The organism is Roseateles sp., from assembly GCF_965229315.1.
Lineage (GTDB): Bacteria > Pseudomonadota > Gammaproteobacteria > Burkholderiales > Burkholderiaceae_C > Pelomonas.
This window is the reverse complement of the sequence record NZ_CBDDJA010000002.1, coordinates 1,185,501-1,205,820: the sequence shown is the minus strand read 5'-3', so window position 1 is coordinate 1,205,820 and position 20,320 is coordinate 1,185,501. Positions and strand designations below refer to the sequence as shown.

19 protein-coding genes and 2 tRNA genes are annotated in these 20,320 nt (G+C 70.9%); 5 read left to right on the top strand and 16 right to left on the bottom strand.

From position 1 onward, the window contains the following. Window positions 1–54: 54 nt before the first annotated feature. From soxA to ACO07H_RS10340, 10 genes are all read right to left on the bottom strand, one after another. Window positions 55–798 carry a sulfur oxidation c-type cytochrome SoxA gene (gene soxA / locus ACO07H_RS10385; protein ID WP_422013762.1) on the bottom strand — a complete coding sequence of 248 codons (744 nt, stop codon included), beginning with the start codon at window positions 796–798 and terminating at the stop codon, window positions 55–57. Beyond that, window positions 795–1,118: a thiosulfate oxidation carrier complex protein SoxZ gene (locus tag ACO07H_RS10380; protein WP_422013760.1), complete on the bottom strand. Its 324-nt coding sequence runs from the start codon at window positions 1,116–1,118 to the stop codon at window positions 795–797. Before ACO07H_RS10380 ends, soxA begins: the two co-directional genes overlap by 4 nt. After that, window positions 1,118–1,528, bottom strand: coding sequence for a thiosulfate oxidation carrier protein SoxY (locus tag ACO07H_RS10375; RefSeq protein ID WP_422013758.1), 411 nt, complete (start codon window positions 1,526–1,528; stop codon window positions 1,118–1,120). Before ACO07H_RS10375 ends, ACO07H_RS10380 begins: the two co-directional genes overlap by 1 nt. Then, complete coding sequence (gene soxX, locus ACO07H_RS10370; protein WP_422013756.1) at window positions 1,525–1,917, bottom strand: sulfur oxidation c-type cytochrome SoxX; 393 nt, start codon at window positions 1,915–1,917, stop codon at window positions 1,525–1,527. Before soxX ends, ACO07H_RS10375 begins: the two co-directional genes overlap by 4 nt. Beyond that, window positions 1,917–4,100 (bottom strand): molybdopterin cofactor-binding domain-containing protein, encoded by a 2,184-nt coding sequence (locus ACO07H_RS10365; protein ID WP_422013754.1) that lies wholly within the window; start codon window positions 4,098–4,100, stop codon window positions 1,917–1,919. Before ACO07H_RS10365 ends, soxX begins: the two co-directional genes overlap by 1 nt. Beyond that, window positions 4,097–4,603, bottom strand: a complete 507-nt coding sequence (locus tag ACO07H_RS10360) for a (2Fe-2S)-binding protein (protein WP_422013752.1) — start codon at window positions 4,601–4,603, stop codon at window positions 4,097–4,099. Before ACO07H_RS10360 ends, ACO07H_RS10365 begins: the two co-directional genes overlap by 4 nt. Window positions 4,604–4,724: 121 nt before the next feature. After that, entirely contained in the window at window positions 4,725–5,189 is a 465-nt protein-coding gene (locus ACO07H_RS10355) for an alpha/beta fold hydrolase (RefSeq protein WP_422013750.1), read from the bottom strand. Window positions 5,190–5,210: 21 nt separating this feature from the next. Further along, window positions 5,211–5,546 carry an alpha/beta fold hydrolase gene (locus ACO07H_RS10350; protein ID WP_422013748.1) on the bottom strand — a complete coding sequence of 112 codons (336 nt, stop codon included), beginning with the start codon at window positions 5,544–5,546 and terminating at the stop codon, window positions 5,211–5,213. A gap of 38 nt (window positions 5,547–5,584) precedes the next feature. Continuing rightward, complete coding sequence (locus ACO07H_RS10345; RefSeq protein ID WP_422013746.1) at window positions 5,585–5,854, bottom strand: hypothetical protein; 270 nt, start codon at window positions 5,852–5,854, stop codon at window positions 5,585–5,587. A gap of 4 nt (window positions 5,855–5,858) precedes the next feature. Further along, on the bottom strand, window positions 5,859–6,056 hold the full coding sequence (locus ACO07H_RS10340) for a hypothetical protein (protein ID WP_422013744.1): 198 nt from the start codon (window positions 6,054–6,056) through the stop codon (window positions 5,859–5,861). Between the two features lie 338 nt (window positions 6,057–6,394). On the opposite strand from ACO07H_RS10340, the gene ACO07H_RS10335 reads away from it, so the two are divergent. Further along, entirely contained in the window at window positions 6,395–6,598 is a 204-nt protein-coding gene (locus ACO07H_RS10335) for a putative motility protein (protein WP_422013742.1), read from the top strand. A gap of 77 nt (window positions 6,599–6,675) precedes the next feature. Here the strand turns inward: ACO07H_RS10335 and ACO07H_RS10330 are convergent. The 5 genes from ACO07H_RS10330 to ACO07H_RS10310 form a co-directional block, all read right to left on the bottom strand. Next, window positions 6,676–6,752 (bottom strand) — tRNA-Arg (locus ACO07H_RS10330). 16 nt (window positions 6,753–6,768) lie between these two features. Beyond that, window positions 6,769–8,751, bottom strand: a complete 1,983-nt coding sequence (locus ACO07H_RS10325; protein ID WP_422013740.1) for an OPT family oligopeptide transporter — start codon at window positions 8,749–8,751, stop codon at window positions 6,769–6,771. A gap of 177 nt (window positions 8,752–8,928) precedes the next feature. Continuing rightward, window positions 8,929–9,005 (bottom strand) — tRNA-Pro (locus ACO07H_RS10320). 15 nt (window positions 9,006–9,020) lie between these two features. Further along, entirely contained in the window at window positions 9,021–12,203 is a 3,183-nt protein-coding gene (locus ACO07H_RS10315) for a UvrD-helicase domain-containing protein (RefSeq protein ID WP_422013739.1), read from the bottom strand. Continuing rightward, window positions 12,200–14,758, bottom strand: coding sequence for a PD-(D/E)XK nuclease family protein (locus ACO07H_RS10310; protein WP_422013737.1), 2,559 nt, complete (start codon window positions 14,756–14,758; stop codon window positions 12,200–12,202). The genes ACO07H_RS10315 and ACO07H_RS10310 overlap by 4 nt, the downstream gene beginning before the upstream one ends. 155 nt (window positions 14,759–14,913) lie before the next feature. On the opposite strand from ACO07H_RS10310, the gene trxA reads away from it, so the two are divergent. The 4 genes from trxA (at window position 14,914) to ACO07H_RS10290 (ending at window position 18,931) form a co-directional block, all read left to right on the top strand. After that, window positions 14,914–15,243, top strand: coding sequence for a thioredoxin TrxA (trxA, locus tag ACO07H_RS10305; RefSeq protein WP_422013735.1), 330 nt, complete (start codon window positions 14,914–14,916; stop codon window positions 15,241–15,243). Between the two features lie 254 nt (window positions 15,244–15,497). Next, on the top strand, window positions 15,498–16,763 hold the full coding sequence (gene rho / locus ACO07H_RS10300) for a transcription termination factor Rho (RefSeq protein ID WP_422013733.1): 1,266 nt from the start codon (window positions 15,498–15,500) through the stop codon (window positions 16,761–16,763). 146 nt (window positions 16,764–16,909) lie between these two features. After that, window positions 16,910–17,161: a type B 50S ribosomal protein L31 gene (locus tag ACO07H_RS10295; RefSeq protein ID WP_422013731.1), complete on the top strand. Its 252-nt coding sequence runs from the start codon at window positions 16,910–16,912 to the stop codon at window positions 17,159–17,161. Between the two features lie 129 nt (window positions 17,162–17,290). Next, complete coding sequence (locus ACO07H_RS10290; protein WP_422013729.1) at window positions 17,291–18,931, top strand: hypothetical protein; 1,641 nt, start codon at window positions 17,291–17,293, stop codon at window positions 18,929–18,931. Between the two features lie 5 nt (window positions 18,932–18,936). On the opposite strand, the gene phoR is transcribed toward ACO07H_RS10290, so the two are convergent. Next, window positions 18,937–20,307: a phosphate regulon sensor histidine kinase PhoR gene (gene phoR / locus ACO07H_RS10285; RefSeq protein WP_422013727.1), complete on the bottom strand. Its 1,371-nt coding sequence runs from the start codon at window positions 20,305–20,307 to the stop codon at window positions 18,937–18,939. Window positions 20,308–20,320: the final 13 nt, after the last annotated feature.

The following is a 20,320-nucleotide window of genomic DNA, read 5'->3' as shown; positions in this document are numbered from 1 at the left end:
GCGGGCCTGCGCGCCGAAGCCGGAGCAGGCGACACCGCCAGTGTCCGCTTCAGCTCAAGGCCGCACGCCGGGCGGCTGCATGGCCATGCCGGCCGAGCGCCGCGCCAGATAGACCTCCAGCGCCAGCAGCTCGGCGCTGTCCCAGTCCCACACCTTGGCGCGCACGCCGCTCAGGCAGCCGCGCAGGCGGCGCTGCAGGCTGCCCAGCGACTGCCACTCCAGCCGGTAGACGGGGTAGTCATCCACCTGGGCCTGCGGGATCAGGCTGCCGCCCAGGCGCAGGCCGGCGCGCTCGTCGTGGCAATGCGCGCACGACAGGTTCAGCGCGCCGATACGGGTCGTGTACAGCCGCTGGCCGCGTGCGGCGGCGGCGTCCAGCTCGGCGCCGTGCGGCGGCGCCAGCGGCAGCCCGCGCGACTGCTGGGCGACGAGCGCCGACAGCGCCAGCAGCGGCTCGGACTCCGGCGCCCACGCGGGCTGCTGCTGGTGGCGCACGCGGCAGCGCTGGATGCGGCCGGGCAGGTCGATGAGGCCTTGATCCCAGGCGGGATAGCGCGCCGCCACACCGCGCAGCGCCGCGGGTTCGCCGTGGCAGCTCGCGCAGGACTTGGCGCCCTGCATCCACAGCTCCTGGCCCAACGCCAGCGCGAGCTGCGCGGGGTGCTGCGCGTCGTCGGCCTGCAGCGTGCGCAGCGCGCCGCTCATCGTGTCACGGCCGGAGCGGCGCGCGTCGGGCTCGGCGGCCTGCGCGGCCAGCGCCAGCAAGAGCAGCAACGGCAGCAGCAGCCCGGCCTTCATGCGACGTTCAGCCGCCGCGTCTCTTCGTGGCTGAAACCGTTGTCGCCGCGCCAGCTGAAGCTCAGCTCGGCCGGCTTGTCGGCGCGCAGCCAGAACGACAGATACGGGTTGGCCGAGATCGCCGCGAACAGGTCGGCGGCGAACACCAGCTCGCCGTCCAGACGGCACTCGAAGCGCCGCACCAGGTCGCGCGGCAGCCGAGCGCCGTCGTCGCCGCTGCGGTAGCCGGTCTCCATCGCATGGGCCACGGTGGCGCGCACCTCGAACGGCTCGCCGGCCTTGATGGCCACAGGCAGCGTGATGACGGCCCGCGTCGCCATCAGGGCTCCACGCAGGCGGCCAGCGTCACGATGACGTCCACGCCCGCCTGCCAGCAGCGGCCGTCCGCGGCGCGCGCGACGGCCACGATGCGCTGGCTGCGGGCCAGCCGCATGCGGGTGCTGAACTCGGGCCGGGCGATGGCCGCGCCGAAACTCGCGTGGACGACCTCGGGCTCGGGGTTCAGCGGCGTGAACAGCGTCAGGCCGCTGACAGGCTCGCTGGCGGCGATGCGCACCGGCACCGCGTTGCCGTTCTCCACCAGCTCGGCGATCTCGATCTTCAGCGCGCCGGCCTCGGGGTCGCGCCCGGCCCAGGCGCGGATGGCCGCGCGCAGCGCGTCGTCCGTGGCACGCGCCTCGGGCAGCGCCGCCAACGCCGCCGCGGCCAGCACGAACTCGCGCCGCTTCATGGCGCCAGCGTGGCCAGGTAGGCCACGATGTCGTCGAGCTGCTGTTCGGTCATCGCCGGCTTGCCCTGCCACGCAGGTGCCACGTCGCGCAGACCCTCGGTCGAGCGGAACGGCGGCATGACGGTGGCCGGGTTGAAGCGCCGCATGTCGGCGATGCGGTCGCGCAGGCCCTTGGCACTGAGACGCGCGGCCACACCGGCCAGCGGCGGTGCGAGGTTGCCCTGGTTGGCATCGCCCGCGGCCGTCAGCGCATGGCACAGCAGGCACAGGCTCTGCGTGCGGTCGGCCACCAGCAGCCGGCCGCGCGCCGCATCGCCAGGCTCCGCATGCGCGCCGGCCGCGAGCAGCGGGGCAGCCAGCACCCAGTGCATCAGGCGCATCAGGCGCATCAGGCCAGCGAATGCTTGCGCAGCGGCAGGTCGCGGATGCGCTTGCCGGTCGCCGCGAAGATCGCGTTCAGCACCGCCGGCGCCGCCACGGCGATGGTCGGCTCGCCCACGCCGCCCCAGAAGCCGCCCGAGGGCATGACGATGGACTCCACCTGCGGCATGTCGGCCATCTTCATGACCGGGTAGGTGTCGAAGTTCTGCTGCTCGACACGGCCGTCCTTGATCGTGATCTCGCCGTACAGCGCTGCCGACAGCCCGTAGACGAAGCTGCCCTCGATCTGCGCGGCGATCTGCTGCGGGTTGACGGCGTGGCCGGGGTCGGTCGCCGCGACGATGCGGTGGATCTTCAGCTCGCCCTTCTTGCTGACCGACACCTCGGCGCAGGCTGCCACGTAGCTGCCGAAGCCCATGATCTGCGCCAGGCCCAGGTAGCGGCCCTTCTTCTCGCCGGCCGCACGCCGGGCCCAGCCGGCCTTCTCGGCCACCGCGTTCAGCACGGCCAGGTGCTTGGGCGAACTGGCCAGCAGCTCGCGGCGCAGCGCCAGCGGGTCGCGCTGGGCCGCCAGCGCCACCTCGTCGATGAAGCACTCCAGGTAGATCGCGTTCTGGTTCAGGTTCACGCCGCGCCAGAAGCCCGGCGGCACCGGCGGGTTGCGCATCGCGTGGTCAATCAGCAGGTGGGGCACCGAGTAGCCGAACGCGCCCTCCGCACCGCCGGCATTCAGCCCCTGGAACACGGCCGGGTCTTTGCCGTCCTTGATGTTCTGCGGAAAGATGCCCGCGACGATGCTCTGGCCCGAGATGCGCATGTGCAGCGCGGTGAGCTTGCCGGCCGCATCCAGGCCGGCCGTCAGCTTGCACTGCGTGACGGGGTGGTAGCGGCCATGCGTCATGTCCTCCTCGCGCGTCCAGAGCAGCTTGACCGGCGTGCCGGGCAGTTCCTTCGCGATGATGACCGCCTGCCGCACCCAGTCGTGCACGGCACCGCGCCGGCCAAAGCCGCCGCCCAGGTGCAGCTTGTAGACCTCGCAGGCCGATGGCGGCAGCCCTGACGCCTCGGCCGCCGCAGCGAGCGCAGCTTCGCCGTTCTGCGTCGGTGTCCAGACCTCGCAGCGCTCCGGCGTTCCCACCGCGGCAGGCGTGAACAACGCGGTGGCGTTCATCACCTCCATCGTGGCGTGGTTCTGGTGCGGCGTGCCGTAGACGGCCTGCACCGTCTTCGCGGCGCCCGCCAGCGTCGCGGCCACGTCGCCTTGCGAGCTGCCCACCGCAGCCTGCGGCGCATCCAGGCCGGCCTTCAGCGTGGCGGCCACATCGGCGCTGCTCAGCGTCGCATTCGGGCCCTCGTCCCAGACGATGGGCAGCGCGTCCAGCGCCGTCTTGGCCCGCCACCAGGTGTCGGCCACGACGGCCACGGCCGAGTCGCCCACCTGCACGACCTTCTTCACGCCGGGGCGGCTCATCACCGCGGCAGCGTCGAAGCTCTTGAGCTTGCCGCCGAACACCGGGCAATCCTTGATGGCCGCGTTCAGCATGCCGGGCAGCCTCAGGTCCATGCCGTAGACCTGCGAGCCGTCCAGCTTCGCGGCCGTGTCCAGCCGCTTCAGGGGCCGGCCGGCGAGCGTCCAGTCCTTGGCGGCCTTGAGCTGGATGTCGGCCGGCGCTGCCAGCTTGGCGGCCTCGGCGGCGAGCTGACCGTAGCTCAGGCGCTTGCCCGCGTGCGTGACCCAGCCGGACGCCGTGGCGCACTCCACCACCGCCACGTTCCACTGGTTGGCCGCCGCCTGGATCAGCAGCGCGCGCGCCAGCGCGCCGCCCTTGCGCACGTACTCGTGCGACTCGCGCACGCCGCGGCTGCCGCCCGTGCTCATGCTGCCCCAGGCGCGGTTGCGCGCCAGGTTCTGGCCCGGCGTGGGGTATTCGGTCTTCACCTTGCGCCAGTCGCATTCCAGCTCCTCGGCGACGAGCTGGGCCAGGCCGGTCAGCGTGCCCTGCCCCATCTCCGAGCGGGCGATGCGGATGACAGTGGTGTCGTCCGGCAGGATCTGCACCCAGGCATTCAGCTCGGGCGGCGCGCCGGCGGGCTGCTGGGCCAGGCCCGGCACGTGGAAGCCCACCATCAGGCCGCCGGCCGCGGCCGAGGTGGCATGCAGGAACGACCTGCGCGAGAGGGTGGCGCTCATGCCTGGCCTCCTTCGATGACGATGGGGATCTGCTTGCGCTGCACCTGGCCGGCCGCCAGGTGGATGGCCGCACGCACGCGGTTGTAGGTGCCGCAGCGGCAGATGTTGGTCATGGCCTCGTCGATGTCGGCGTCGGTGGGCTTGGGCTTGCTTTTCAGCAGCGCCGCCGCGGCCATCAGCATGCCGCTCTGGCAGAAGCCGCACTGCGGCACGTCGAGCGCGTCCCAGGCCTTCTGCAGCGGGTGGCTGGCCGGCTGTTTCGGGTCAGGCGACAGGCCCTCGATGGTGGTGATCTTCTGCGCCGCCGTCAGCGCGGAAGCCGGCATCACGCAGCTGCGCACCGGCGCACCGTCGATGTGCACCGTGCAGGCGCCGCACTGCGCGACCCCGCAGCCGTACTTGGTGCCGGTGAGCCCGAGCTGCTCGCGCAGCACCCACAGCAGCGGCGTGTCGGCTTCCGCCTCGTACTGCACCCGCTTGCCGTTGACCGTCAACTCCGCCATGTCTGCTGCTCCGTTGCGCCATGTGTGGCGCGGGGCAGACTAGCAGGAGCGCGCGGGGCTGTCATGCGTGGAGGTGCGAGGGTGGCGGCCGCGCCTGCCTCGCCGCCGGTCGGCCACCATTTCAGCTCTCGAGCAGGCCGGCCTCGCGCAGCACGGCGTTGAAGACCTGTGGCGCCTCCAGCGGTGGCAGGTGGGCCACGCCGGCCAGCGGCCAGCAGCGCGCAGCCGGCAGCCGCGCTGCCATCGTGCGGCAGCGCTCGACGAGATGCGGCAGATCGAGGTCGCCCCACACCAGCCGCAGCGGCGATCGCAATGCCTCCAGCCGTAGCCAGGCCGGTGCCGGCGCCTCGGGTTCGCCGGGCGATGGCGAGCGCAGCGCGGCGCCGTTCATCGCCAGGAACAGCCCCCGCGCCGCGCCGCCGACGCGGCCCTCCGGTTGCGCAGGCCCGTCCAGCCACAGCCGCGCTTCGAGCCGGTTGACCTCGTCGGCATCCCCGGCCGCCTCGGCGGCGCCGATGGCATCCACGAGCGCCTGGCTGGCGGCGTCCAGCGCGGGCGCTGGCGCGCCGCTGACGGACGGCGCCACCAGCGTCAGCCCCGCGACCCGCTAGGGCCAGGCGAGCGCGAAGTCGATGGCGATGCGGCCGCCCTGCGAGCAGCCGACCAGCTCCACACAAGCCAGGCCCAGCGCGTCCAGCATGGCCCGCAGATCGGCAATCCACGCATGCGGCCGGGCGGCCTCGATGCGGGTCTGGCCGAAACCACGCCGGTCCATGCGCAGCGCCGAGCGGCGGCCGGCAGCGGCTGCCATGGCGCCGTCCCACAGCCGGCCGTCGGTGACACCGGCATGCAGGAACACGAGCGGCGGACGGCCATCGTCGTGGGGACGGTACTCGACGGCCAGCGCGGCACCGTCGACCGCAATCCGGTGGGTGATCTGCATGCCCGGAGTCTGCAACAAGGCAGACCGGTTGATGCCCGTCAGGCCGCGGCGTCCAGCGGGCTCGCCGCCGTGGTGTTGCGCCAGCTCCTGGCCAGCTCCACCACGGCGCCCCACGAGCCAGGCGCGGCCGGTTGCAGCGTGCTGGCGGCCGGCGTGCCGAAGGCGGCGGCCAGCCGGGCGCCGAACAGCGGGTTCGTGGCGATGACCATCAACACGCGGCCCTCGGCGTCGAACGCGCTGATGCGGGCCGTTTCAGGATCGAACGCCCACTGGCTGACCTGGGCTGCGGTGTAGCGAGAGGCTTCCATCACATCAGGCCTTGATCTGGTGGACGTCGATGGTGGTCTCTTCCCATTCGCGCCAGGTCGACTCGCTGACCTCCACGCCGGCCAGCAGTTCCTGTTCATCCCGCTGCTGCGCGGCGGCGACGTGCACGAGCGTCACACGGCGGATGGCCTCCCGCAACTGCAAGACGGAAGACTGGGCAAGGGCGGCGAGTTGGGTTTGCATGCGGGGCTCCGATGTCGATGACGCCAGTCTCGACGGCGGTCCGCAGCGGAGCTATCGCTCTTAGGGGGGCATCAGGGGTGGGCCGCAGGGGGGGCTGGCCGACGTATCCCCCGCCGCATCCCTCCAAAGGGGGATAGCCACCGCACAAAAAAGAACCCCGGCACGGGGGCCGGGGAGAACACCCGCACTTGCCGGCGGGCGCCTGCTCAGGGAGGGAGGAGCAGGCATGCGTAGGGTCGGCCGGATTGCTTGTCGGCTGCGTAGGACGGCGCCGCATCGACCAAGGCTTTACGTTGGCGGACCTCAAGGTCACGGGCGGGTGTGCCGATATGCCCAGGATGGACATCGCCAACGCCACCAGCGTCAACCTCGCGTCGAGGTATGCCCAGGGAGACACGGCCGACGCGGTGAACCTGCTGGTGCTGCGCAAGGCCATCGACATCCAGGCGGACGGCGCGCTCGCCCTGCTCGGCGCGCTGCCGCAGCAGCCGGCGCTGGCGACCGAGGGCTCGGTGGGGCGGCACGTGAACGCCTACGCCTGAGCGCTGCGGCCCCAGCCCCAGTGCAGGACAGACACCGCAGGCGCGAATCACGCCATCGCCTGCAGCCACCGCAGTGATGGCCTGCCCACCAAGAATCGAACTTGGAACCCCCAGCTTAGAAGGCTGGTGCTCTATCCAGTTGAGCTATGGGCAGACGGAACACGTGATTATCAGATGACCACGTTGAGGATCGCGTTGCCGATGCCCATCAGCGCGGCACCGGAGATCAGGCCGGCGCAGATCGGCTCCATGCCTTCGACCCAGACGCGGTGGCCGGTGCTGCCCTGGCGCTTGCTGTACTTGCGGTTCATCACCCAGAACATCAGCGCGCCGGCGAACATGCCGATCACGGATTCCGGCGGCAACACCACGCCCAGACCGGTGGCCACGGCGGACAGCTGGAACTTGCCCTTGGTCTTGATGCGGGCCACTTCCATCGCGATGGCGGCCACGGCCGCGACGGCCATGGACACGAGCACCGACGACGGCAGGCTCGTCAGCCCGCGGGCGATGATGTCGGCCACGCCCTTCCACTGCAGCGCGGCGGGGAAGCCGAAGGAGTCCGACACCATGCTGGCGGTGCTCAGATTGCCGTTGGCATCGGGCCGCAGGAACAGCAGCATGAACAGCGGCGAGCAGACCAGCACGCCGGCCAGGTTGCCGATGACGTGGCCGATGGCCTGGTGGCGCGGCTTGCCGCCCAGCATGTAGCCGGGCTTGATGTCGGACAACAGGTTGGCCGAGTTGGCGGCGATCTCGGCGGTCATGCCGGCAGGCAACAGGTTGGACGCCGGGTTGCTGCGATCCAGCGCGCCCATCGTGAACTGCGTGATCTTGGACAGCGCACCGGTGGGCGTCCAGGACGTCAGCGCCATCGAGTTCGTGCAGATGATGCTCAGCACGAAGATCAGCGGCAGCGACACGATGGCCATCCACAGCGGCACGCCGAAGAACAGGTGCGTGACATAGCTGCCCAGCAGGCCGACGACGGGAATGCCGACATAGCTGATCCACAGCGGCACCTCGATGTCCTTGAGCAGGTCGACGCCGTTGTCGGCGACCTTGGGCGCACGCTTCTTGAACAGGCCCTTGAAGATCTCGGGCTTGGCCAGCAGCGACACCAGCGCGCCCACGACCATCATCGTCACGCCCCACCACAGCGACCACTGGTTGACGATCTCCACGCGGCTCAGCGGCACGAGCTGGCCATTGACGCCCAGGCGCGGCGCGATGTCGCCCATCTGGATCATCAGCGGCGCCAGGATGACGAAGTTGATGAAGGCGCCCAGGAAGCAGCTGCCCGCGATCGCCAGGCCCATCAGGCCGCCCACGCCGATGACGGCCACGTCCAGCGTCAGGCGCAGGCCCAGCGTCTTGAACGTCGTGCCCAGGATGTGCGGGATGAAGCCATCGGCCTTGGCGGCCCAGGCGTAGTAGTAGTCGTCCAGCCGCTCATGCAGGTACCAGGGCTCGACCATGCCGGCCCACTTGTCCATCATGAGGATCTTGAACTGCACCAGCTTCATCCAGCCGTCGCTGATGATGGCCTGGTACAGCGCCGCGAACAGGCTGACGCCGCCCAGCAGCTTGGCCTTGAACACGCCTTCGTCGCCCCGGCCGTCGTACAGCGAATCCATGACGACGCCGCAGGCACGGCCTTCCGGGAAAGGGGCCTGGTCTTCATTGATGAAGCGTCGCTTCAGCGGGAAGGCCAGCAGCACGCCCACCAGCGCGATGACGAACATCCAGATCGCCATCTGCCACCACGGCGGGATGACGCCCGTGACCAGCATGTAGGCCGGCAGGCTGGAGATCAACGGCGACACCACGTAGCCCGCCGCCGTGGCGATGGACTGGGTGCAGTTGTTCTCGAGGATGGTGTAGTCCTTGGCCAGCCCCGCCGCCGCCATGGAGCGGAACAGCGCGAATGCGAGGATCACCGACGTGAGGCCCACGCCCAGCGACAGGCCCGTCTTGGCGCCGATGTACAGGCCGGTGGCCGACAGGATGCCGCCGAGCAGGAAACCGGTCAGCCCGGAGCGCAGCGTGAGCTGGGCCATGTCGCCGCGGTACACGTTCTTGAACCACCACTCGTCCTTCTGGGCGCGTGTCCAGGTGGCGATCTGCTCGTCGGTCAGGTTTTGGATTGCCATGGGTCTCGGGCGCAGCTTCTGGCCGCGCCGGGTTTGGGAGCAAAAGCCAGGGATTGTCCTGGCCGACCGCTCGGTCGGGCATAGGGATGCCCCAGGGGACATCACCCGGAAGACGGGGGACTCACAAAAGACAAACCCGCCGAGGCACAGGGCCAGCGGCGGGTTGTGGAAAAGGTTTGGTCGGGGCGGCGGGATTCGAACTCGCGACCCTCTGCTCCCAAAGCAGATGCGCTACCAGGCTGCGCTACGCCCCGATCAAGCCAATGATTCTAGCCCACCGGAACGAAGCGGCCGGTGCCGCTGATCAAAGCGGCGCGCACAGGCTCGCCCGGCTGCAGGTTTTGCACCGCCGCGACATAGCTGCACATCTGTGCCAGGTACGTCGGCTCGTGCTCGGGCGTGGCGCCGAGCTTGTAGTCCAGCACCCACCAGACGCCATCGTCCAGCAGCACCAGCCGGTCGATGCGGCGCTCCTCGCCGGCGGCGTTGACGGCAACCTCGTTGCCCGCCCAGCGCAGGCGGGCCGGGTCGAAGAACGGTCGGCAGTCGGCGCTTTGCAGGATGGCGTCGGCCGCCGTGGCCAGGCGCTCGCGGGCCGCGGCATCCAGCGCAAAGGCCTGGCCGGATGCAGCGATCAGCGCGCCTAGCGGCTGTGTCTGGCCCGCAGCGCTCGCCCACTCCAGCACGCGGTGCAGCGCCTCGCCGAGGTTGGCCTGCGCCGCATCGCGCGCCTCGCCCGTGGCCACCGGCGCGGGCGGCGCGGCCCAGACGGGCAGCGGCCAATGCCAGGGTGCGGGCAGGTCCAACGGCGCGTCATCACCGGCCGTCACCGCCAGCGGCCGGGCCAGCGGTGACAACCGTGCCCACCAACTTGCATCGGGGGTGCCTCGCCGAGGCGGTGTGCGGCTGACGATGAGCCGCCGCCGCGCCCGCGTCATCGCCACATAGAGCGCGTTCAGCTCCTCGCGCTCCCGCAGCATGCGCTCATCCTCGACGAGCTGGGCCAGCGCCGGCGGTGGGCGGCGTTCGGACACCAGGAAGGCCAGCCGCGCCGGTGCCGGCGACTCGACGGGCCAGTCGCAGGCCAGCGACAGCGTCTCGGCGCGCGGCGGCGCGGCATCGGCATCCAGCAGGATGACGACCTCGGCCTCCAGACCCTTGGCGCCGTGCACGGTCAGCAGCTGCACAGCGTCGTCGGCCGGCGCGGGCAGCAGCTTGGGGCTGCGGCTCTTGAGCGCCCGCACGAAGCCGTACAGCTCGGCAAAGCGCCCACCGTCCAGTTCCAGTGCGGCCTGCAGCAGCGCGTTGATGGTGCGCAGGCGCTGCGGTGCTTCCGACGGCGGCGCCGTGGCCAGCACGCGTGGGATCAACTCGCCCTCGTGGACGATGCGGTCCAGCAGCTCGTGCGGCGTGCAGCGAGTGGCGGCCTCGCGCCAGGCCAGCAGCAGCCGGCGGGCGCGAGCGAGCGCGGGGCTGGTGTCGCCCAGCTCCGCCAGCGCCGTCCACCAGCTGCGGCGGTCACGCGGCGCGGCGCCCAGCCAGGCGGCCGTGCCGGCGGCGGCCGCCAACTGCAGCAGGTCCGCCTCGTCGACGCCGAACAGCGGGCTGCGCAGCGCGCGCGCCAGCGACAGCGCATGGCCGGGCGACGCCAGCGCGTCCAGCAGCGCGATCAGGTCTTGCGCGTCGGGCAGGTCGGCCAGCCGGTTGTCCTCGGGCGCGGCGTGCGGGATGCCGGCGGCCAGCAGCGCCTCGGCCATCTGGCGCAGCGGCGCGCGCTTGCGGGCCAGCACGAAGATGTCCTTGGGCCGCAGGCCTTCGGCCAGCAGCGCGCGGATGGCGTGGGCCACGCGCTCGCACTCCGGCGCACGCCGCGCCACCTCGGCCTCCACGCGCGGCTCGGTCAGGCTGGGGCGCCAGCGGTCGGGGTCAACATCGGCGTCGGCCGCGGCGGCCGCTTCGCCATCCAGCGAGAACAGCCCTGCCGCGTCGTCAGCGTCCTGCTCCGTCGTGTGCGGCCTGAACCCCGACATCTGCCCCTCGAAGACCGCGTTCACCGCCGCCAGCACCTCGGGCGCGTTGCGCCGCGTGTGGTCGCAGGCCAGGCTCACGCCGGCCAGGCCCTCGCGCACGAAGTCGCCTGCGGCGGCGAACACGCGCGGCTCGGCGCGGCGGAAGCGGTAGATGCTCTGCTTGGGGTCGCCGACGATGAACACCGAGATTTGCCCGCCGCCCGCGCCGGCGTAGGCGCTGAGCCAGCCGTGCAGCGCCTGCCACTGCAGCGGGCTGGTGTCCTGGAACTCGTCGATGAGCAGGTGGCGCACGCGCGCATCCAGCCGCTGCTGCACCCAGCCGGCCAGCTCGGGCCTGGACAGCAGCGCCAGCGCGCCGCGCTCCAGGTCGTTCATGTCGACGAGGCCGCGCTCGCGCTTCAGCGCCTCGAACTCGGCCACCATCACCTCGGCCAGCTGCGCCATGCGCGCGTGCTCGACGGCCGCCTCGTGCTGCGCGATATCCGAGGCGATGGCCTCCAGCGCGGCGCAGGCGTGCAGCTGCGCGGGCGAGTCGCCCAGGCCTTTCTTCGCGGTGCCGGTCTTGGTGAAGAGCGCGGCCCAGAGCGCCGGGAAGGCGGCTTCGTCGGACAGCGCCAAGGCCTGCTCGATGCCGGTCGCCGCGTCCTTCGCCTTGACACCTTTGGCGCCGCCGAGCTGCACCGCCAACGCGGCCAGATGAGGTCGAAGCGGCGCGAGCGCGGCCAGGGGCTCGGCCACGTCCGGCAGGCTGCCGGCCAGCACGCCGGCACGCGACGCCAGCCGCAGCTCCACGCGCTTGCCGAAGGCGGCCAGCAGCCATTCGCGCAGGTTGTGCCGGCCGCGCGTATCGGTCAGCGCCTGGAAGGCGGCGGCCAGTTCTTCGCCTGCCAGCACGCGGGCATGGAAGCGCCGCCACAGTTGCGGCATCAGCTCGGCTTCGTCCTCGATGAGCTGCAGCTCGGCGGACAAGCCCTCGGCCTGCAGCACCGCCAGTGGCGCCGCACGCAGCAGCTGCGAGAACCAGCCGTGGAAGGTGCGGATCTCCACCGGCCGGCCACCCCGCAGCAGCTCGTCCTGCAGCGCGGCCAATCGGGGTGCGGCGGCGCGGGCCTCGGCTTCGCTCATGCCGCGAGCCATCAGTTCGGCCACGCGTCGTGGCTCGTCGGCCGAGGCGAATTCCGCCAGCCACTCCAGCAGCCGTTCGCGCATCTCGCCCGCGGCCTTGCGGGTGAAGGTGATGGCGACGATCTCCTGCGGCTGCGCGCCGGCCAGCAGCGCGCGCAGGATGCGCGACACCAGCATCCAGGTCTTGCCGGCGCCGGCGCAGGCTTCGACGACGGCGCTGCGCGTCGGGTCGCAAGCCAGCGTGTAGAAGCGCTCCCGGCGGACCAGCGCGCCGTCGGCGTAGTAGGCGTAGCTCATGCGGCCGCCCAATCGTCACGGCGGCACAGGCCACGCGCTTCACAGTGTTCGCAGGCGCTGCCTTCACCGAGCGCCACCATGGGCTCGCCTCGAAGCAGCTGCAGCAGGTCGGACTGCAGGCCCTCGCGCAGCACTTCGGCCGTGGCGGTCACGTCAGGGTGCTCCACGGTCACCACGCCGCCGGGGTCATCCAGCGCCAGGTAGGCCGCGGACAGGTCGGGTGCGGCGTCCATCAGCAGCGCGTAGACGGCCATCTGCGTGTCCTCCAGCGGCTCGGCCACGCGGCTCTTCAGGCTGGTGACGCTGCCGGTCTTGTAGTCCAGCAGCACACGCTGGCCCTCGGCCGTGGTGTCGATGCGGTCGATGCGGCCACGCAGCACGAGGTCAGCCAGCGCGCCATCGAAGGGCTTGCATTGGCGGTCCAGCTCGCCGTCGGCAAACGTGAGCCCATGGAGTTCGGCATGGCCCAGCCACAGCACGTAGCGCGGCAGCAGGCGCTCGAAGCTGGCGTGCCAGGGCAGGAAGTCGGCCTCGTCCAGGCCGAGGCTCTCCGCCTGCGCCGCGGCGCGCAATTGAGGCGTCACATCCCCCGGCTCGCGCTGCGTGTGGAAGCGGTGCAGCACGGCGTGCAGCCAGGTGCCGTAGTCGCGCTTCTGCACCTCGGCCTCCAGTTCGTCAGCGTCCTGGAGGCCCAGCACATGGCGGCTGAAGAACTGGTAGGGGCAGCGGCGCAGCGCCTCCACCGCGCTGGCGCTGAGCGTGGCCGGCAGCGGCGCCCCCAGTGCCCGGGCGCGCAGCACAGGCTGGGGCGCGATCAGCACCGGCTGGCGCTCGTCCACCCAGGGCTGCAGCGGCGACTCGCGCCCGGCGCGGCGGGCGGCAGCGACCAGGCGCTCGATCAACGGGCTGGGCGACAGTGGCTCGGCGCCGGCCCGCGTGCAGCGCAGCAGCGTCAGCGCCGGCGCACGCAGCGCCTGCGAAAAGGCCTGCGCCTCGGCTTCGCGCTGCCGGGCCTGCGTGGGCAGGCCCAGCGCGGCGGCATCGGCGTCGCTGAGCAGGCTCAGTGACCGGCCCGGGCGGCCCAGCGTGTCGGCATCGGCACCGGGCAGCACGAGGGCCCCGAAGGGCCGCAGCATGGCCCGCACCAGCGGCGTGATGACGACCGGGGCATGGCCGGCGTCTTCCGGGGTGAACTGCCCGGCTTCGAGCACGTCGCTCACCCAGGCGAGGAACCCACTGCCGTCCAGCCGGGCGCTTTTCAGCACGTCCTCATGCGCGCTGCCCGGCCAGGGGTTGCGGGACAGCCAGAGCGCGTCCAGCACGCCGGCGCTGCCCTCCAGCCCGGCCAGCGGCTCGGCGCCGAGCGCGCGCTTGAGGTCGAAGAGCCACTGAACCAGCGGACGCCGGCCGCCGCTGCCGAGCGGCGCGAGCGCCTGACGCCTGGCCTGCCACAGCGCCTTGGCGGGCAGCTTGTCCCATGCGTCCAGCGACTCGGCGCGGCGGATGCGGTGGCGCCGGCACAGCGCTTCGAGCGCATCCAGCGCATCCAGCGCGGCGGACGGCTCCGCGCTGAGCTTGAGCCAGGCGAGCCAGTCGTCCACCGCGCCACCGCACAGCGCCGCGCGCAGCAGGGCCATCAGCGTGGAGGCGGCGGGTGTGGTCGCCAGCGTCCAGCCGGTCTCGTCATGCAGCGGCACGCCCTGGCGCCCGAGCAACGCCCGCACGCGGCGCACCACGACGCGGTCCTGCGCGATCACCGCAACCGGCGCTCGGCCGGCCGCCAGGTGCTGCAACACGGCGACGGCGCTGGCCTGGGCCAGGGATTCGAAGTCGGCGCACAAGGCTTCCTCGACGCGGGCAGCGGGCTCGGCGAGTTGGTCCAGGTCGAGGTCGGCGTTCAGCCACAACGCCGGGACGGCGGCTTGCGCGAGCAGGGCCTGCGCGAGCGGGTCGGGGCCGCCGGCCTGCAGCGCGATCCAGGCGCTGGGGCGGTGGCGGAACAGCGCATCGGTGGCCGGCACGCGGTCGTCGGCCGCGGCCCACTCCAGCGCCACCCAGGTCAGCGCGCGCTCGGTCCCGCCGACGGCGTCCGCCACCAGGTGCTGGCGGGCCGCGTCGAACCAGGCAGAGCGCGCGGCCGGGTCGCGCTGGCCGGCGGCGCGCTGGAAGGCATGCGCCGTCTCGACCAGGCGGGCCAGCGCCAGCCGGTAGGCGCGCGGCTCGTCGTGCTTGAGCGCCTGCGCCCAGGTCTGCTCGCTCAGCAGCCTGTCGGCGGCGAGCGCGTCGACCGGCGCGTCGCCGCTGATCTGCTCCGGCATCGGCAGCGGTGTGGGGCCAAGGGCGGATGCGAGGCTGCGCGTGGTCGCGAGCAGCGGCTGCCAGCCGCCACGGGCCAGCCAGGCACGACGGGCCGGGGCGAGTTGCTGGGCGAACGGCAGCAGCAGCACCGCGTCACGCGGGCTCGCGCCCTGCGCAGCCAGCCAGCCGGCGCAGGTGCTGGCGACGCGGCGCCAGAAGGTGTCGATGTCTTCACCGGCCGCGAGGCCGAGATCCAAGGCTTGCAATCCAGGCCTCCCGCCCTCAAGTCTTCCGCCTTCGCCGCCCAACCTTGCGGCTGTCCGGACAAAGGCGCTGTGTCAAAATCATTTTGCCTTTGTGGACAGCGCCAACACGGCGGCCGCCACTCCCTTTCAGGCCAAGGACCCACTCCATGAGCAGCGAACTGATCAAACATGTTTCCGACGCGTCGTTCGACAACGACGTGATCAAGTCCGGCAAGCCGGTCCTGGTGGACTACTGGGCCGAGTGGTGCGGCCCGTGCAAGATGATCGCCCCCATCCTCGACGAAGTGGCTACCGGCTACGGCGACAAGCTGCAAGTCGCCAAGATGAACGTCGACGAGAACCGTGAAGTGCCCGCCAAGTTCGGCATCCGTGGCATCCCGACACTGATGCTGTTCAAGGACGGCCAGCTCGCCGCCACCAAGGTCGGCGCCCTTTCCAAGGCCCAGTTGACCGCATTCCTCGACGCGAACCTATAATCGCGTCCAACTGCTGCAGCGCACGCTGCGCCTCCCGGCGCCCCGCTGCAGCAGCCAAAGCCACCACGCCCCGGGCTTCTCGATCTTGGATCGGGAGCCCAGCCAGCGTGGCCTCGGCTCCCCCTCCCCAACGCATGTCGTCTGAAGTCGCGCCGTTCGATGTCTGAACGGTAGCCTTTCGGTCATTCCAGGGGCGGCCGTGGATTCGCCGTTGCGCCTTGGCTGGCGCTGCGGCCCCTGACGGGTGTTCACCCATGCATCTTTCCGAACTCAAAGCGCTCCACGTTTCCGCCCTCATCACGATGGGCGAGGAACTGGAGATCGACAACGTCAGCCGCCTGCGCAAGCAGGAGCTGATGTTCGCCATCATGAAGAAGCGCGCCAAGGCCGGCGAGCAGGTCTTTGGCGATGGCGTGCTTGAAGTCCTGCCTGACGGCTTCGGCTTCCTGCGCTCGATCGAGGCCAGCTACATGGCCTCCACGGACGACATCTACCTGTCGCCCAGCCAGATCCGCCGCTTCAACCTGCACACCGGTGACCTGGTGGAAGGCGAGGTGCGCGTGCCCAAGGACGGCGAACGCTACTTCGCGCTGGTCAAGGTCGACCGCGTCAACAACCAGACGCCGGAGGAGAGCAAGAACAAGATCATGTTCGAGAACCTGACGCCCTTGTTCCCCAAGGAGCAGTTCAAGCTCGAGCGTGAAGGGTTCAAGGGCGAAGAGAACATCACCGGCCGCATCGTCGACCTGGTGGCGCCTCTGGGCAAAGGCCAGCGCGCGCTGATCGTCGCCCAGCCCAAGACCGGCAAGACCGAGATGATGAAGAGCATCGCGCATGCCCTCGTCGCCAACGCGCCGGACTGCCACCTCATCGTGCTGCTCGTCGACGAGCGCCCGGAAGAAGTGACCGAGATGATCCGCACGGTGCGCGGCGAGGTCATCAGCTCGACCTTCGACGAGCCCGCCGCCCGCCACGTGCAGGTGGCCGAGATGGTCATCGAGCGCGCCAAGCGCCTGGTGGAGCTGAAGAAGGACGTGATCATCCTGCTGGACTCGATCACCCGCCTGGCCCGCGCGTACAACAACGTGCTGCCGTCATCGGGCAAGGTCATGTCGGGCGGCCTGGACTCCAACGCGCTGCAGCGCCCCAAGCGCTTCTTCGGCGCGGCGCGCAACATCGAGGAAGGCGGCTCGCTGACCATCATCGGCACGGCGCTGGTCGACACCGGCTCGCTGATGGACCAGGTGATCTACGAGGAATTCAAGGGCACGGGCAACTGCGAAATCCATCTGGATCGCCGCATGGCCGAAAAGCGCGTCTACCCGTCCATCCTCATCAACAAGTCCAGCACGCGCCGCGAGGAGTTGCTGCTCAAGCCCGAGATCCTGCAAAAGAGCTGGATCCTGCGCAAGCTGCTCTACAACATGGACGAGATCGAGGCGATGGAGTTCATCCTCGACAAGATGAAGGCGTCGAAGAACAACCTGGACTTCTTCGACATGATGCGGCGCGGCGGGTAACTTCAGCCCGGCTAGCCAAACCGCCAGGAAGCCCGCTACAATCGCGGGTTTTCCGCCCCAGACACCTTCGGAAAGTGCGCCGACCAAGCGATTCACATCGTTGGCGTGGCTCCCGACAAACAAGCCCCAGCGGCCAAGAGGTTCCCATGAAAGAAGGCATTCACCCCAACTATCGCGACGTCGTGTTCGTCGACCAGTCCAACGGTTTCCAGTTCGTCACGCGCTCCACGCTGCAGACGAAGGACTCCATCGAGATCGACGGCAAGAAGCTGCCGCTGGTGAAGCTGGAAACCACCAGCGAGTCGCACCCCTTCTACACGGGCACGCAAAAGAGCATCGACAACCTCGGTGGTCGCGTCGAGAAGTTCCGCAACAAGTTCGCTCACCTCAAGAAGTGATGGGTTGCGGCTGTTCCGCCGCACCAACGTCAAAGGGCAGCATTCGCTGCCCTTTTGCTTTTGGGCCCATTTTTCATGCGTGACGCCGTTTGACGGCATCATGCCGGCCGTTCCATCGAACTTTCGCGCGTGAACCTCCCCACTCCCGCCATCGTCGCCGAGCGCGGCGTCGAGCGCCTGCCCCGCCTGGCCCTGCTGCTGCTGTGCGCGGCCTACGTGCTGCCCGGCATCTTCGGCCGCGACCCGTGGCGCAATGCCGACCTGACGTCCTTCGGCTTCATGGCCAGCATTGCCGAGGGCCGCGCCCCGTGGTGGCAGCCGGCCATCGCCGGCATCCCGGCCGAAGGCGGCCCCCTGCCCTACTGGCTGGGCGCGCTCGCGATCAAGGCGCTGCCTTTTCTGGACGCCCCGATCGCAGCCCGGCTGCCGTATGCACTGGTGCTGGTGGGCGTGCTGGTGGCCGTCTGGTACACCTGCCTTCACCTCGCGCGCACCGACGCCGCGCAGCCGGTGGCCTTCGCTTTCGGCGGCGAAGCCCAGGCCGTCGACTACGCCCGTGCGCTGGCCGATGGCGCGCTGCTGGCGCTGATGGCATCGCTGGGCCTGCTGCAACTGGGTCACGAGACGACGCCGGAGCTGGTGCAGCTGCTGGCCGTGTCGGTCTACCTGTACGGGCTGGCGGCGGCGCCCTATCGCCGTGGGCGCTCGCGGGCCGCGGTGATCCTGTCGCTGCCCGTGCTGGCCGCCAGCGGAGCGCCCGCGGTGGCCTGCATGCTGGGCCTGCTGGGCGTGCTGCTGAACCACCGCTCCAGCTACGACGAGGCCAAGACGCAGCGCATCTGGCTGATCGGTGCGCTGGCGCTGGCCGTGCTGGCAGCCTGGGCGTTCGACGGCTGGGCCTGGCGCGTGCGGCACGACGTGCAGGTGGGCTCGCTGCTCAGCCTGCTGGCGTGGTTCTGCTGGCCCGCCGGGCCGCTGGCACTGTGGACGCTGTGGCGCTGGCGCAGGCATGGCCTGCGCCGGCACATCACGGTGCCGGCCATCGCGCTGCTGGTGCCACTGGCCGCCTGCATCGCCATGGATGGCTCGGAGCGCGCGCTGCTGCTCGCCCTGCCGTCGCTGGCCATCCTCGCCGCCTTCGCGCTGCCGACGCTGAGCCGCGGGTTCTCCGCGGCCGTAGACTGGTTCTCCGTGTTCTTCTTCAGCGCGGCGGCGCTGTTCTTCTGGCTCTACTACCTGTCCATGCACACGGGCTGGCCGCCACGCCCGCTGGCCAACCTGCGCCGGCTGGCCGAGGGCTTCGAGCCGGAGTTCAGCGCCGTCGCGCTGCTGCTGGCCATCGCGGCGACGGCCGCCTGGCTGGCCCTGGTGCGCTGGCGCACGGCGCGCCACCGGCATGCGCTGTGGAAGAGCCTGGCACTGCCCGCGGGAGGTGTCGCTCTGGGCTGGCTGCTGGTCATGAGCCTGCTGCTGCCGCCGCTGGACTACGCCCGCAGCCTGGCGCCGCTGGTGGCGCGGCTGAAGGCCCGCATGCCGGCCAGCGCCCAGTGCCTGGCCGCGCCCGGCCAGAACCTCGCCACGCTGGCGGCGCTGGAGTGGCATGGCGGCTGGCAGGTCCAGGGCCGCGGCGCGCTGGAGGCATCGACCTGCCGGCATGCCGTCATCAGCGCCGGGCAGCCGACGCCTCGCGGCTGGCAGGTCGTCGCCCAGGTCAAGCGCCCGACGGACCGCAGCGGCACGGCCGGCCTGGTGCTGTTGCAGCGTCAGTGATCGGCTCAGTGGTCCGCTGAAATGGCCCCGCCGCTGAACGCGGCCTCGTCGCCCAGCGGCGTGTCGTTGGCATGTCGCACGCGGGCCGCCGGGAACACGAGGCGGAACCGCGAGCCCTTGCCCACCTCGCTCTGGATCAGCAGCTCGCCGCCATGGCGCTGCATGACATGCTTGACGATGGACAGCCCCAGGCCGGTGCCGCCGGTCTCGCGCGAGCGGCTACCGTCCACGCGGTAGAAACGCTCGGTCAGCCGCGGGATGTGTTCGCGCGCGATGCCCAGGCCGGTGTCGACGACGGCCAGCTCGCCGCTGCCGCCTTCCAGCACCCGCCAGGTGACTTCGATCTCGCCGCCGTCCGGCGTGTAGCGCACGGCGTTGGTGACGAGGTTGGCGATGGCGCTGAGCAGCTCGCTCTCGATGCCCGCCAGCTCGACGCCGGTTGCGGGCTTGAGCCGCAGCGTGTGCCGGTGGGCCGACAACGCCTCGGCATCGGCCGCCACGCGCAGCAGCAGACCGTCCAGTCCGACCCAGCGGTCCGGCCCCGGGCGCGGGCTGCCTTCGAGCTGCGCCAGCGTGAGCAGGTCGGCCACCAGGGTCTGCATGCGCTGCGTCTGCTGGGTCATCAGCACGAGCACGCGGTCACGCTCCGCGGTCGTCAGCGGCAGGTTCTGCTGCGTTTCGATGAAACCCGACAGCACGGTCAGCGGCGTGCGGATCTCGTGCGACACGTTGGCGACGAAGTCGCGCCGCATCGCCTCGTTGCGCACGCGCTCGGTGATGTCCAGCGACAGCACCAGGCGCATGCCGTCGCCATATTCGCGCACGACGATGGACAGCGTGCCCGGCCCGCGCCCGTTGCCCAGCACCAGCGGCTCGCTGTAGCGGCCGGCCTGCAGGTAGGCCACGAAGGCCGGCGCCCGCACGAGGTTGGTGATGCGCTGGTGCAGGTCGCGCTTCGGGTCCAGCGCGAAATGGTCGGCCGCCGCATGGTTGCACCAGACGATGTGCTCCTTGATGTCCAGCATCAGCACGCCGTTGGGCGAGGCTTCGATGGCGGACAGGAACTGCTCCAGCTCCAGCCGGCCCCGCGCCAGTGCACGATCACGGTCGCGCATCGCGCGCTCGACCCGGTAGCCCAGTTCGCCCCACAGGCCGGTGTCGCGCGGTGCGCTGTCCTGCTGGGTGCCGCGCAGCCAGTTCAGCAGCCGGTTGCCGCGCACCGCATCGACGATCAGCAGCAGGCTGACGCCGGTGGCCGACCCCAGCCCGAGCGCGAGGCTGTCCAGGCCCGTCGCCGCACGCACGGCCACACCGATGACGAAGCCGAACAGCGCTGCCAGGCAAGCCAGCAGCAATCGGGGCAGCAACCAGGCCATGAAGTCGGGAAAA